Here is a 12,698-nt window from a genome sequence, read left to right on the forward strand (position 1 = left end):
AGGAAAGACGCCCCGCTTCCTGCGGGGAGATGCAGGTGCAAGGCCTGCCCGGCGCTCCGAATACGAGGCCCGTCCCGCGTGACGCGGGGCGGGCCTCGTCGCGTTGCCGGCGGCCTGCGTCGCTCGCTGCCCGCTGGCCGCCGCCCGCTCAGCCGGCCGTCCGCCGGTTCCTCAGCCGCTGTCCGTCAGCCGCTTCTCGAACCAGTGCCCGGCGTACACGTGCTCCGAGTACGCCGGGATCTCCCGGTAGCCGCCGGCCCGGTACATCGCCTGCGCCTCGCTGAGCACGGAGTGCGTGTCCAGTCGTACGACGGCGCAGCCGCGCCGCAGCGCCTCGGTCTCCAGGGTGTGCAGCAGCCGGCGGGCCAGACCCAGGCGGCGGGCGTCCGGGTGCACCCATACGTGCTTGATCTCCGCCACGCCCGGCTCCAGCCGCCGCAGCGCCCCGCAGCCGACGGGCCGCCCCTCCTCGTACGCCACGAAGAACGCGCCCGCCTCCCCGGAAACCTCCTCGGGGGTGACCAGGTCCGAGGCGTCGAAGCCCTCCGGGAAGCGCGCGTTGAGGTCGGCGGCGTAGGCGTCCAGGCACGCCCGGGCATCCGGCGAGGCGCCGTCGACCCGCTCCACGGTGAGCGCGGCCAGCCGCAGCAGGCGGTGGGCAGTGCCCAGAGCTTCGGTGAGCCGGTCGCGCTGCCCGGCCGTCAGCCCGTCCAGCAGGCCGGCCGCGAGGGCGTCCGCGCGGCGGTTCTGCTCCTTGATCTCCACGCGCCCTGCGGAGGTCAGCTCCACCGTGCGCACCCGGCTGTCGTCCGGGTGGGTGCGCAGCCGGACCAGTCCCTGGGCCTGGAGTGCTTTGACCATCCGGCTCAGATAACCCGCGTCGAGGCCGAGCCGCGCCCGCAGTTCCCGCAGTGGAACGCCGGCCCCCGCCTCGCCCACCTCGAACAGCAGGCGCGCCTGGCCGAGCGGGCGGTCCTGCCCGAGGTAGTGGTCGTCGAGGGCCCCGATCCGCCGGGTGTACACGCGGTTGAACCCGCGCAGGGCCGAGACGTGCTGCACCGACACTGGCTCCATGTCTTTGACTCTAGTCAAAGAATGGCCGGATGTCCCGGGTCGGCCCGAGATCGTTCCTTAAGCCTTTTGTCTGTTTATGTCCCTTACTTCCGTGAGGCAGCGCACTTTCGGCGATGGATTCCGCATGGGCGTCAGGGGTACGGGCATGCGCTCCCGGTCCCCGTGGGTGACACGGATGTGACTTACGGGCACCGAACAGGAACGGAAGGCAAGTACCGATCATGGCGGACCACATACAGCAGAACGCGGGGCGGACCCATCACGTGGGAGGGGAATGGCGGGGTTCCGTCTCGGGAGCCACGCGCGAGATTCTCGACCCCGCGGACGGCCGGCCGTTCGCCGTGGTCGCCGAGGGGGACGAGAAGGACGCCGACCTGGCCGTCGCCGCCGCCCGTGACGCCTTCGCCGGCGGACAGGGCGCCTGGCCGCGCACCCCCGTCGCCGAGCGCGCCGCGGTGCTGCGCCGCGTCGCCGACCTGCTCGTGCGCGACCGGGACCGGATCGGGCTGCTGGAGAGCCGGGACGCGGGCAAGACCGTCGAGGAGGGCCGTGTCGACGTCGACTGCGTCGCCGACGCCTTCCGCTACTTCGCCGACCTGGTGGCCGGGGAGGCGCCCGGCCGGGTCGTGGACGCCGGTACGCCCGACGTCCACAGCGTCGTCGTGCACGAGCCGGTCGGCGTGTGCGCGCTGATCACTCCCTGGAACTACCCTCTGCTCCAGGCCAGTTGGAAGATCGCGCCCGCCCTCGCGGCCGGCAACACCTTCGTGATCAAGCCCAGCGAGATCACCCCGCTCACCACGATCGCGCTCATGGACCTGCTCGCGGAGGCCGGACTGCCCGCCGGCGTGGCGAACCTCGTCACCGGCCCCGGCCACACCGTCGGCGCCCGCCTCGCCGAGCACCCCGACGTCGACCTGGTCTCCTTCACCGGCGGCCTCGCCAGCGGCACCAAGGTCGCCCAGGCCGCCGCCCCTGGCGTGAAGAAGGTCGCCCTCGAACTCGGCGGCAAGAACCCCAACGTCGTCTTCGCCGACGCCTGCGCCACCGACGAGGGCTTCGACACCGCCGTCGACCAGGCCCTGAACGCCGCGTTCATCCACAGCGGCCAGGTCTGCTCGGCCGGCGCCCGGCTGATCGTCGAGGAGTCCGTCGGGGACCGCTTCGTCACCGAACTCGTCCGGCGCGCCCAGCGGATCCGTCTCGGCCGGGGCACCGCCGACGGCGTCGAGTGCGGGCCCCTCGTCTCCGAGCAGCACCGCGCCAAGGTCGAGGCGTACGTCGCCTCCGCGCTCGAGGAGGGCGCCGTGCTGCGCTGCGGCGGCAAGCGGCCCGAACCGTGCGACACACGGCCCGCGTCGGGTTACTTCTACGAGCCGACCGTCCTCGACGCCTGCCACCGCGAGATGCGCGTCGTGCGCGAGGAGGTCTTCGGCCCGGTCCTCACCGTCGAGACCTTCCGCACCGAGGAGGAGGCCGTGGCGCTGGCCAACGACACCGAGTACGGCCTCGCCGGCGCCGTGTGGACCGCCGACGCCGGACGCGCCCGCCGGGTCGCCGGCCTGCTGCGCCACGGCACCGTCTGGATCAACGACTTCCACCCCTACCTGCCGCAGGCGGAGTGGGGCGGCTTCGGCAAGAGCGGCGTGGGCCGCGAACTCGGACCCGCCGGTCTCGCCGAGTACCGCGAGACCAAGCACGTCTACCAGAACCTCGCGCCGAAGCCCGTCCGCTGGTTCGCCGGCTGAGCCCCGCTTCTTCCCCGACAGCTTCCTGGAGCAGCACCCCCATGTCTGAGAACACCCCCCACGAACACGTCTACGACTACGTCGTCGTCGGCGGCGGCACCGCCGGCTCCGTCATCGCCTCCCGGCTGACCGAGAACCCCGGCACCACCGTCGCCGTCATCGAGGGCGGCCCCAGCGACGTCGGCCGCGACGACGTGCTCACCCTGCGCCGCTGGATGGGCCTGCTCGGCGGCGAACTCGACTACGACTACCCGACGGTGGAGCAGCCCCGCGGCAACTCCCACATCCGGCACAGCCGCGCCCGCGTGCTCGGCGGCTGCTCCTCGCACAACACCCTCATCTCCTTCAAGCCGCTGCCCTCCGACTGGGACGAGTGGGAGGACGCCGGCGCCAAGGGCTGGGGCGCGGTGCCGATGGAGGCGTACTACGCACGGCTGCTGAACAACATCGTCTCCGTCGACGAGAAGGACCGCAACGCGATCGCCCGCGACTTCGTCGACGCGGCGCAGAAGGCGCTGGACGTACCGCGCGTCGAGGGCTTCAACCGCAAGCCGTTCACCGACGGCGTCGGCTTCTTCGACCTCGCCTACCACCCCGAGAACAACAAGCGTTCCTCGGCGTCGGTGGCGTATCTGCACCCGGTGATGGACTCCCGGCCCAACCTGACGATCCTTCTGGAGACCTGGGCGCACAAGCTCCGGATCACCGACGGCCGCGCCGAGGGCGTGCACGTGCGCACCAAGGACGGCGAGGAGCTGCTGATCCGGGCCCGCGACGAGGTCGTGCTGTGCGCGGGCGCCGTCGACTCGCCGCGGCTGCTGCTGCACTCCGGCATCGGGCCCCGCAAGGACCTCGAAGCGCTCGGCATCCCCGTGGTGCGGGACCTGCCGGGCGTCGGCGAGAACCTGCTCGACCACCCCGAGTCGGTCATCGTCTGGGAGACCCACGGCCCCATCCCGGAGAACTCGGCGATGGACTCCGACGCCGGCCTGTTCGTGCGCCGCGACCCCGACCACGCGGGACCCGACCTGATGTTCCACTTCTACCAGATCCCGTTCACCGACAACCCGGAGCGACTGGGCTACCGGCGGCCGGAGTTCGGGGTGTCGATGACGCCGAACATCCCCAAGCCGAAGTCCCGCGGCCGGCTGTACCTGACCAGCCCCGACCCGGCTGTCAAGCCCGCCCTGGACTTCCGTTACTTCACCGACAAGGACGACTACGACGCCCGCACCCTCGTCGACGGCATCCGCATCGCCCGTGAGATCGCCGGGACCGAGCCGCTGGCCGGCTGGCTCAAGCGCGAGGTGTGCCCCGGCCCGGAGATCACCTCGGACGAGGAGCTGAGCGAGTACGCCCGCAAGGTCGCGCACACCGTCTACCACCCGGCCGGCACCTGCAAGATGGGCGCCGCCGACGACGAACTCGCCGTCGTCGACCCGGAGCTGAGGCTCCGCGGTGTGGACGGCATACGGATCGCCGACGCGTCCGTCTTCCCGACCATGACGGCCGTCAACCCGATGATCGGAGTGCTCATGGTCGGGGAGAAGGCCGCCGACCTGATCGGAGGTGAGGTGCGATGACCATGACCGTACCCACACGCAAGCCGCCCACCACGACCACCGGAGCCGACGCCCCCGTCTTCTCCGTCGACGGCCTGTGGAAGGTCTTCGGCCCCAAGGCCGACCGCGTCCCCGGCGATGCGGAACTGGCCGCGCTGGACGCCGCCGAGCTGCGCGAGCGCACCGGCTGCACCGCCGCCGTCCGGGACGTCTCCTTCGACGTGCGCAAGGGCGAGGTCTTCGTCGTCATGGGCCTGTCCGGCTCCGGCAAGTCCACGCTGGTGCGCTGTCTGACCCGGCTCATCGAGCCCACCGCCGGGACCATCGCCATTGACGGCGAGGACGTGCGCGCCATGGACCGCTCCCGGCTGCGCGAACTGCGCCGCCACCGCGCCGCGATGGTCTTCCAGCACTTCGGCCTGCTCCCGCACCGCACGGTCCTCGACAACGTGGCGTACGGCCTTCAGATCCAGGGCCTCGGCAGGTCCGAGCGCCGCGAGAAGGCCGCCGAGATCGTCGCCAAGGTCGGCCTGGAGGGCATGGAGCAGCGCCGCCCCGGCCAGCTCTCCGGCGGCCAGCGTCAGCGCGTGGGCCTGGCCCGGGCCCTCGCGGTCGACCCCGAGGTCCTGCTGTTCGACGAGCCGTTCAGCGCGCTCGACCCGCTGATCCGGCGGGACATGCAGGAGGAGGTCGTCCGGCTGCACCGCGACGAGGGCCGCACGATGGTCTTCATCACGCACGACCTCAGCGAGGCACTCAAGCTCGGCGACCGCATCGCCCTGATGCGTGACGGCCGTGTCGTCCAGCTCGGCACCCCCGAGGAGATCGTCGCCACCCCGGCCGACGACTATGTCCGCGAGTTCGTCCGCGACGTGCCGCGCGAGCAGGTCGTGACGGTGCGCAAGGCCATGCGGCCCGCGTCGGCCGACGAGGCCGGCAGCGGCCCGGCGGTCCGCCCGGACGCCACCGTCTCGGAGGCGATCGAGGCGGTGGCCCGGGCGGGCACCCCCGCCCGCGTGGTGGACCACGGCCGCTGCCTCGGAGTCGTCGACGCCGACGCCCTGCTCGGCGTGGTCGCGGGCGCCTCCCACACCGCCGCAGCCGGGGACGCCTCCGGCACGGCCGGGGATGCCTCCGGCACCGCCGCAGCCGCGGACGCCTCCGCCGGCGGAGACGCCTCCGTAGCCGCGGACGCCTCCGGCACCGTCGTAGACGGGGAAGCCGCCGTAGCCGCGGACGCTTCCATAGCGGAGGGCGCCGCCGCACCCGCCCAGCCCCGGACCGCGACCCCGCCCGCGGCCACCGGCACGGAGGGCGTCTGATGGCAACGGTCACCGCCACGCGCCCCCGCACCGCGCCCGCGTTCCTCACGCACCCCGCGGTCCGCAAGCTCGCCGTGCTCGCCGTTCTCGCGGCCGTCCTCGTCCCGCTGGCGACCAGCCACTGGCCCGGCACCGCCTGGCCGAGCGCGCTCACCGTCGACCTCACCCAGCCGCTCACCAAGGTCAGCGACTGGATCATCGACCACCGCGACAGCCACCCGCTGTTCCTGTACTTCTTCGGCTACGTCAGCAACGCGGTCGTCGTCTCCGTACGCGCCGTCTACCTGCTGCTCCTCGGGCTCGGCTGGGCCGGCGTGACCGCGCTGGGCGCGCTGGTGGCCTGGCGGGCCGCCGGGGCGCGGCTCGCGCTCGGCACGGCGGTGGCGTTCCTCGCCTGCGGGCTGCTCGGCATGTGGGTGCCGACCATGCAGACACTCGCCCTCATGGTCGTGGCCGTCGTCGCGTCCGTGCTGGTGGGCTCCCTGCTGGGGCTGGCCTCCGGGCTGTCGGACCGGCTGGACCGGGCGCTGCGTCCGGTGCTGGACACCATGCAGGTGCTGCCCGCCTTCGCCTACCTGCTGCCCGTCGTCCTGGTCTTCGGCATCGGCGTGCCCGCGGCCGTCCTCGCCACCGTCGTCTACGCCGCCCCGCCCATGGCCCGGCTGACCGCGCTCGGACTGCGCGGCGCCGACAAGGAGGTGCTGGAGGCCGTCGACTCGCTCGGCGCGAACGCCCGGCAGCGGCTGCTGACCGCGCGCATCCCGCTGGCCCGCAAGGAACTCCTGCTCGGCCTCAACCAGACGATCATGATGGCGCTGTCCATGGCCGTCATCGCGTCCGTGATCGGCGCCGGCGGTCTCGGTGACCGCGTCTACCAGGCGCTGGCCTCCGTCGACGTGGGCGCCGCCCTCGCCGCCGGCATCCCCATCGTGCTGCTCGCCGTCGTCCTGGACCGGGTGACCGGCGCGGCCGGCGCGGGCATGCCGCAGGTACGCCGCGTCGTGGCCGGCGGCGCGCTCGCCGCCGCGGTCGTCGTCGCGCTCGCCGGACGGCTGGCCGGCCGCCTCGACTGGCCCACGGGGTGGACCGTCGGCATCGCCGAGCCCGTCAACCGCGTCGTCGACTGGATGACCTCCCACCTGTACTCCGGCGTGCCCGTCGTCGGCGGCACCGCCGAGTGGGCCGCCCACTTCACCACCTGGGTGCTGGACCCGGTCCGCTCCACGCTGCTGTGGCTGCCGTGGTGGTCGGTGCTGCTGATCGTCGCCGCGCTGGCCTGGCTGATCGGCACCTGGCGCACCGCGCTGACCGCCGCCCTCGCCATGGCCGCGATCGGCGTGCTCGGCGTGTGGAAGCCGTCCATGGACACCCTGTCGCAGGTCCTCGCCGCTGTCGCGGTCACCCTCGTCATCGGCTTCGCCACCGCTGTCGCGGCCGCCCGCAGCGACCGCTTCGAGAAGCTGCTGCGCCCGGTGCTGGACGTCTTCCAGACGATGCCGCAGTTCGTGTACCTGATCCCGGTCGTCGCCCTGTTCGGCGTCGGCCGCGCCCCGGCCGTCGCCGCGGCCGTCGTCTACGCGCTGCCCGCCGTCGTCCGCATCACCACGCAGGGCCTGCGCCAGGTCGACCCGGCCGCACTGGAGTCGGCGCGCTCGCTCGGAGCCACCCCCGGCCAGCAGCTGCGCCAGGTGCAGCTGCCGCTCGCCCGGCCCGCGCTGCTGCTCGCCCTCAACCAGGGCGTGGTCCTGGTCCTCGCCGTCGTCATCATCGGCGGTCTGGTCGGCAGCGGCGCCCTCGGCTACAGCGTCGTCTTCGGTCTCGCCCAGGGCGATCTCGCCACCGGTCTGGTCGCCGGTCTCGCGATCGTCTGCCTCGGCCTGATGCTCGACCGGGTGACCCAGCCGACGGACCGCCGCGCGAGGAAGGGAGCCTGACATGCGACTCCGTACGACAGCCGCCGTCGCCGCGGCGGGTTCGCTGCTGCTGCTCACCGGCTGCGGCGCCGCCGACATGACCAAGCAGGCCTCGCCGTTCGCGAACGCCCGGGGCGCCAAGACCGTCACCCTGTCCGTGCAGTCCTGGGTGGGCGCGCAGTCCAACGTGGCCGTCGCCCAGTACCTGCTGGAGCACAAGCTCGGCTACCGCGTCGACACCGTCCAGGTCGACGAGGTGCCCGCCTGGGACGCGCTCAGCCAGGGCCGCGTCGACGCGATCCTGGAGGACTGGGGCCACCCCGACCAGGAGAAGCGCTACGTCGACGACAAGCACACCATCGCCCGCGCCGGCGGACTCGGCGTCACCGGGCACATCGGCTGGTTCGTGCCGACGTACCTCGCCGAGCAGCACCCCGACATCACCGACTGGCGCAACCTCAACAAGTACGCCTCGCTCTTCAAGACCGCCGAGAGCGGCGGCAAGGGCCAGCTGATGGACGGCTCCCCGTCGTACGTCACCAACGACAAGGCGCTGGTGAGCAACCTGAAGCTGAACTACCAGGTGGTGTTCGCCGGTTCCGAGGCGGCGCAGATCACCCAGATGAAGCAGTTCGCCAAGGAGAAGAAGCCGTTCCTGACCTACTGGTACGCCCCCCAGTGGCTGTTCAAGAGGGTGCCGATGACCGAGGTGAAGCTGCCGCCGTACAAGGAGGGCTGCGACGCGGACGCGGCGAAGGTCGCCTGCGCCTACCCGCACACCCCGCTGCAGAAGTACCTCAACGCGGACTTCGCGCACCGCGGCGGCAAGGCGGCGGCCTTCCTGAAGAAGTTCCGCTGGACGACCGAGGACCAGAACGAGGTCGCCCTGATGATCGCCGAGCAGAAGCTGTCGCCGGAGCAGGCGGCGAAGAAGTGGGTGGACAGCCACCCCTCCACGTGGAAGGCGTGGCTGTCCTGACGGCTGCGGCCCCCGAGGGCTAGAGCCCCTCGGCGATCTCCCGCAGCGCCTGCGCGGAGCGCCGCTGGAGCCCCGGCCCGAAGGTGATCCGGGTGGCCCCGCGCTCGCCCAGTTCGGCGGGCGCGGGGCCCTCGCCGGTCCGGGCGAGCATGTTGAGCGGTCCCTCGATCCCGGCCCGCAGCAGCGGCAGTACGCCGGCGGGGGCGAGGATCGGGTACACGCAGTCGGCGCCCGCGGCGACGTACAACGCGGCCCGCTCGACGGCTCGTTCGGGGTCGCGGTCGCCGTGGACGAAGGTGTCGATCCGGGCGTTGAGGAAGAGCCGCTCCCCCGCGGCGGCCCGTACCTCGGCCAGGAACCCGGCGTGCTCGTGCGGGTCCTTGAGCCGGCCGTCCGTGGAGTCCTCCAGGTTGCAGCCCACGGCGCCCGCCTCCAGCAGCCGCTCCACCAGTTCCTTCGGCGCGAGGCCGTAGCCGTCCTCGATGTCCGCCGACACCGGCACGTCCACCGCCCGCGCGATCCGGGCGACGGCCGCGAACATCTCGTCGGCCGGGGTGGCGCCGTCGTCGTACCCGAGGGACGCGGCGACGCCGGCGCTCGGGGTGGCGAGCGCCGGGAAGCCGGCCTCGGCGAGGACCCGCGCGCTCGCGGCGTCCCACGGGCCCGGCAGGACGAGCGGGTCGCCGGGGGTGCGGTGGTGGTGCAGGGCGCGGAAGGCGCCGGCCTTGTCCATGAGGGGCTCCTCGGTCACCATGCGGGGCCTTTCGGCGGGATACGGCGGCTGACCATCAGCCGGTTCCAGCTGTTGATGACCGCGATCAGGCCCAGCAGATGGGCGAGTTCGCGCTCGTCGAAGTGGGCGGCGGCCCGCTCGTACACCGCGTCCGGCACGAAGCCGTCGGTGAGCGCGGTCACCGCCTCGGTCAGCTCCAGCGCCGCCCGCTCACGGGCGCTGTACCGCTCGTCCGCCTCCCGCCAGGCGTTCAGCAGCTGGATCCGCTCGTCCGACTCGCCGTTCTTGCGGGCGAGCGTCAGATGCATGTCCAGGCAGAACGCGCACTGGTTGAGCTGCGAGGCGCGGATCATCACCAGCTCGGCGAGGACCGGGTCGCCCAGCCCCTGCTTGGCGGCGGCGCCGGCCTGCTGCAACGCGTCGCGGACCCCGGCGTCCAGCAGGGTCGTGCGGGCCGTCACGCGTGCTGCCCCGGGCGGTAGTGGCCCGGCGCCATCCGGCAGGTCACGCCGAACCGGTTCCAGGCGTTGATCACCGTGATCGCGGCGATCAGCTGCGCCAGCTCGGCCTCCTGGAAGAGCTTCGCGGCCCGCTCGTACACCTCGTCCGGCACGAAACCGTCGGTCAGCAGGGTGATCGCCTCGGTCAGCTCCAGCGCCGCCAGCTCCCTCTCGGTGTAGAAGTGCCGGGACTCCTCCCAGGCGCTGAGCTGCACGATCCGCTCCACACTCTCGCCGGCCGCGAGCGCGTCCTTGGTGTGCATGTCCAGACAGAAGGCGCAGTGGTTGAGCTGCGAGGTGCGGATCTTCACCAGCTCGGCCAGCTTGGGATCCAGGCCCTTACGGGCGGCGACATCCAGGCGGATCATGGCCTTGTACACGTCGGGCGCGTGCTCGGACCAGTTCAGCCGGGCCGGGGCCTCGGGGGCGTACACGGCCTTCTCGGTGGCGGTGGCTGCGGGCGTGGCGTTCTCAGTGTTCATGATCTCGACCCTAGGCGCGAAGCAGCCCAGGGGTATGGTCCATTCCCATGGCGGAATCCTGGGCCACTTTCGGCGTCGACCTGCATCTGGAACCGTCGGGTCCCGGCGTGCGCCGCGGCCTGACCGACGCGCTGCGCGAGGCCGTACGGGGCGGACGCCTCGCGCCCGGCACCCGGCTGCCGTCCTCCCGCTCGCTCGCCGCCGACCTCGGCATCGCCCGCAACACCGTCGCCGACGCCTACGCCGACCTCGTCGCCGAGGGCTGGCTCACCGCCCGGCAGGGCTCCGGCACCCACGTCGCCGAGCACGCCGCCGTGCCCCGCCCGCACGAGCACCCGGCGCCGCGCCACCGCGAGCCCGGCCGGCCCGCGCACAGCCTCATCCCCGGCGTGCCCGACCTCTCCACCTTCCCGCGCGCCGAGTGGCTCAAGGCGGCCCGCCGCGCCCTGGCCGCCGCACCCGACGACGTCCTCGGCTACGGCGACCCGCGCGGCCGCGTCGAACTGCGCACCGCGCTCGCCGGCTACCTCGCCCGCGCCCGCGGCGTTCGGGCCGACCCCGGCCGCATCGTCGTCTGCAACGGCTTCGCCGCCGGCCTGAAACTCCTCGCCGAGGTCCTGCACGGCCGCGGCCTGCCCAGCCTCACCGTCGAGTCGTACGGCCTCGACGCGCACTGGGACCTGCTGCACCGCACCGGCCTGCGCACCGTCCCGCTGCCCCACGACGACGCCGGCCCCCGCACCGACGCCCTCGGCGACAGCTCAGCGGTGCTGCTGAACCCCACCCACCAGTTCCCGCTCGGCGGGGCCCTGCCGCCCGAGCGCCGCGCCGCCGCCGTGGAGTGGGCGCGGCGCACCGGCGGACTGATCCTGGAGGACGACTACGACGGCGAGTTCCGCTACGACCGCCAGCCCGTCGGCGCGCTCCAGGACCTCGGCCCCGACCACGTCGTCTACCTCGGCACCGCCAGCAAGTCCCTCGCGCCCGGACTGCGCCTGGGCTGGATGGTGCTGCCCGAGTCCCTCCTGCCCGAGGTCCTCGACCACGGCGGCGGACGCTCGGTCGGCGTCCTCGACCAGCTCGCCCTGGCCGAGTTCATCACCTCCGGCGCCTACGACCGGCACATCCGCGCCGCCCGGCTGCGCTACCGGCGCCGCCGCGACGCCCTGGTCGCCGCGCTCGCCGCCCGCGCGCCGCAGGTCCGCGTCACCGGCATCGCGGCCGGTCTGCACGCCGTGCTGCGCCTGCCGCCCGGCACCGAACAGGCGGTGGTCCAGGCCGCGGCCTGGCAGGGCCTGGCCGTCACCGGCCTCGACTACTTCCGCCACCCGGCCACCGCCACCGCCCCCTTCGACGCCCTGGTCGTCGGCTACGGCACCCCCTCCGACCACACCTGGCCCCACACCCTGGACGCCCTGTGCCGGGCCATGCCCTGACCAGGACCGGCGCCCACTTCCGGGCACTCGTCGGACCACCGTGTAAGCCCCGTCGGCGAGCCGGAGGCAGGGCCTCGTTCACGTCTCCTCGGCGACGGTCTGCGGGGCCTCTCCGAAGCGGGCCAGGGCCAGCGCTCCGGCGACCGCCACCGCGAAGCCGAGGATGGCCAGCCATGCCAGGCCCTCGCGGGTGCGGTCGCCCAGCCAGACCACGCCGATGAGGGCCGGGCCGACCGTCTCGCCGATCACCATGCCGGCCGTGCTCGTCGTCACCGAACCCCGCTGCAGGGCCGACGTCAGCAGCAGGAACGCGGCGCCACCGCCGAGCAGCAGGGCATACGCCGCCGGATTCCGCAGCAGGTCGTACGGGGCGACCGAGTCGATCAGCCGTACCGTCACCTCCACCACACCGAAGCCGAAACCCGCCCCGAGCCCCAGCAGCAGCGCCCGCGTCCGCCCGGTCAGCCGGCCGCCCGCGAAACCCAGCAGCAGCACCGCGGCCGCCGTCGCGAGCATCGCCCAGTCCAGCCCCGCCGGTCCGCTGTCGTCGCCCTCCGTGCCCGAGGCCAGCCCCAGCATCGCCAGGCCCGCGCACACGACCCCCACCGCGGCCCACTCCACGCCGCTCAGCCGCGTCCCCAGCAGCCGCGCCGCGGCCACCGCCGTCACCGCCAGCGACGCGGCGAGGGCCGCGCCGACCGCGTAGATCGGCACCGAGCGCAGCGCCGCGATCTGCAGCAGGAAACCGACGCCGTCCAGCCCGAGGCCCGCCAGGTACCGCCACTGCCGCACCGCCCGCAGCAGCAGCGCCGCGTCCCCGCCGCGCCCCGGAGCGGCGGCCGCCCGCGCCGCGACCGCCTGCAACACCGTCGCCGTACCGAAGCAGACCGCCGCACCGAGCGCGCACACCATTCCAAAGAGCATTAAGCGACTGTAGGGGAGCGGGCAG

Annotated in this window: 11 protein-coding genes; 6 read left to right on the forward strand and 5 right to left on the reverse strand. The window is 73.3% G+C overall.

The features are described from left to right. Positions 1-171: 171 nt before the first annotated feature. The gene (locus AC0B9F_RS22210) at positions 172-1,074 is read right to left on the reverse strand and encodes a GNAT family N-acetyltransferase (RefSeq protein ID WP_472005161.1); all 903 of its coding nucleotides are present in this window, start codon (positions 1,072-1,074) and stop codon (positions 172-174) included. A 221-nt stretch (positions 1,075-1,295) separates the two neighbouring features. Between AC0B9F_RS22210 and AC0B9F_RS22215 the strand changes: the two genes are divergently transcribed. Genes AC0B9F_RS22215 through AC0B9F_RS22235 form a run of 5 tightly spaced genes read left to right on the forward strand, consistent with a single transcriptional unit; the run spans position 1,296 to position 8,598 of the window. After that, on the forward strand, positions 1,296-2,822 hold the full coding sequence (locus AC0B9F_RS22215) for an aldehyde dehydrogenase family protein (protein WP_472005163.1): 1,527 nt from the start codon (positions 1,296-1,298) through the stop codon (positions 2,820-2,822). 41 nt (positions 2,823-2,863) lie between these two features. Next, entirely contained in the window at positions 2,864-4,405 is a 1,542-nt protein-coding gene (locus AC0B9F_RS22220; protein WP_472005164.1) for a GMC family oxidoreductase, read from the forward strand. After that, positions 4,402-5,706: a quaternary amine ABC transporter ATP-binding protein gene (locus tag AC0B9F_RS22225; protein WP_472005166.1), complete on the forward strand. Its 1,305-nt coding sequence runs from the start codon at positions 4,402-4,404 to the stop codon at positions 5,704-5,706. Before AC0B9F_RS22220 ends, AC0B9F_RS22225 begins: the two co-directional genes overlap by 4 nt. Further along, positions 5,706-7,640 carry an ABC transporter permease gene (locus AC0B9F_RS22230; protein ID WP_472005168.1) on the forward strand — a complete coding sequence of 645 codons (1,935 nt, stop codon included), beginning with the start codon at positions 5,706-5,708 and terminating at the stop codon, positions 7,638-7,640. Before AC0B9F_RS22225 ends, AC0B9F_RS22230 begins: the two co-directional genes overlap by 1 nt. 1 nt (position 7,641) lies before the next feature. Beyond that, complete coding sequence (locus AC0B9F_RS22235; RefSeq protein ID WP_472005171.1) at positions 7,642-8,598, forward strand: ABC transporter substrate-binding protein; 957 nt, start codon at positions 7,642-7,644, stop codon at positions 8,596-8,598. A 19-nt stretch (positions 8,599-8,617) separates the two neighbouring features. On the opposite strand, the gene AC0B9F_RS22240 is transcribed toward AC0B9F_RS22235, so the two are convergent. From AC0B9F_RS22240 to AC0B9F_RS22250, 3 genes are read right to left on the reverse strand one after another with little or no spacing between them, the layout of a single operon-like run. Next, positions 8,618-9,331 carry an isocitrate lyase/PEP mutase family protein gene (locus AC0B9F_RS22240; RefSeq protein WP_472005173.1) on the reverse strand — a complete coding sequence of 238 codons (714 nt, stop codon included), beginning with the start codon at positions 9,329-9,331 and terminating at the stop codon, positions 8,618-8,620. A 14-nt stretch (positions 9,332-9,345) separates the two neighbouring features. After that, positions 9,346-9,792, reverse strand: a complete 447-nt coding sequence (locus AC0B9F_RS22245; protein ID WP_472005176.1) for a carboxymuconolactone decarboxylase family protein — start codon at positions 9,790-9,792, stop codon at positions 9,346-9,348. Continuing rightward, positions 9,789-10,313: a carboxymuconolactone decarboxylase family protein gene (locus AC0B9F_RS22250; protein ID WP_472005177.1), complete on the reverse strand. Its 525-nt coding sequence runs from the start codon at positions 10,311-10,313 to the stop codon at positions 9,789-9,791. The genes AC0B9F_RS22245 and AC0B9F_RS22250 overlap by 4 nt, the downstream gene beginning before the upstream one ends. A gap of 47 nt (positions 10,314-10,360) precedes the next feature. Between AC0B9F_RS22250 and pdxR the strand changes: the two genes are divergently transcribed. Continuing rightward, entirely contained in the window at positions 10,361-11,749 is a 1,389-nt protein-coding gene (pdxR, locus tag AC0B9F_RS22255; RefSeq protein WP_472005179.1) for a MocR-like pyridoxine biosynthesis transcription factor PdxR, read from the forward strand. 78 nt (positions 11,750-11,827) lie between these two features. Here pdxR and AC0B9F_RS22260 read toward each other — a convergent pair whose 3' ends face one another. After that, complete coding sequence (locus tag AC0B9F_RS22260; protein ID WP_472005337.1) at positions 11,828-12,661, reverse strand: hypothetical protein; 834 nt, start codon at positions 12,659-12,661, stop codon at positions 11,828-11,830. Positions 12,662-12,698 lie beyond the last annotated feature (37 nt).

Source organism: Streptomyces sp. NPDC097129 (genome assembly GCF_055668065.1).

Coding starts and splice junctions, on each gene's coding strand:
- AC0B9F_RS22260 (WP_472005337.1), bottom strand. CDS start 12,661: ATGGTGTGCGCGCTCGGTGCGGCGGTCTGCTTCGGTACGGCGACGGTG.
- AC0B9F_RS22230 (WP_472005168.1), top strand. CDS start 5,706: ATGGCAACGGTCACCGCCACGCGCCCCCGCACCGCGCCCGCGTTCCTC.
- pdxR (WP_472005179.1), top strand. CDS start 10,361: ATGGCGGAATCCTGGGCCACTTTCGGCGTCGACCTGCATCTGGAACCG.
- AC0B9F_RS22240 (WP_472005173.1), bottom strand. CDS start 9,331: ATGGACAAGGCCGGCGCCTTCCGCGCCCTGCACCACCACCGCACCCCC.
- AC0B9F_RS22215 (WP_472005163.1), top strand. CDS start 1,296: ATGGCGGACCACATACAGCAGAACGCGGGGCGGACCCATCACGTGGGA.
- AC0B9F_RS22225 (WP_472005166.1), top strand. CDS start 4,402: ATGACCATGACCGTACCCACACGCAAGCCGCCCACCACGACCACCGGA.
- AC0B9F_RS22210 (WP_472005161.1), bottom strand. CDS start 1,074: ATGGAGCCAGTGTCGGTGCAGCACGTCTCGGCCCTGCGCGGGTTCAAC.
- AC0B9F_RS22220 (WP_472005164.1), top strand. CDS start 2,864: ATGTCTGAGAACACCCCCCACGAACACGTCTACGACTACGTCGTCGTC.
- AC0B9F_RS22235 (WP_472005171.1), top strand. CDS start 7,642: ATGCGACTCCGTACGACAGCCGCCGTCGCCGCGGCGGGTTCGCTGCTG.
- AC0B9F_RS22250 (WP_472005177.1), bottom strand. CDS start 10,313: ATGAACACTGAGAACGCCACGCCCGCAGCCACCGCCACCGAGAAGGCC.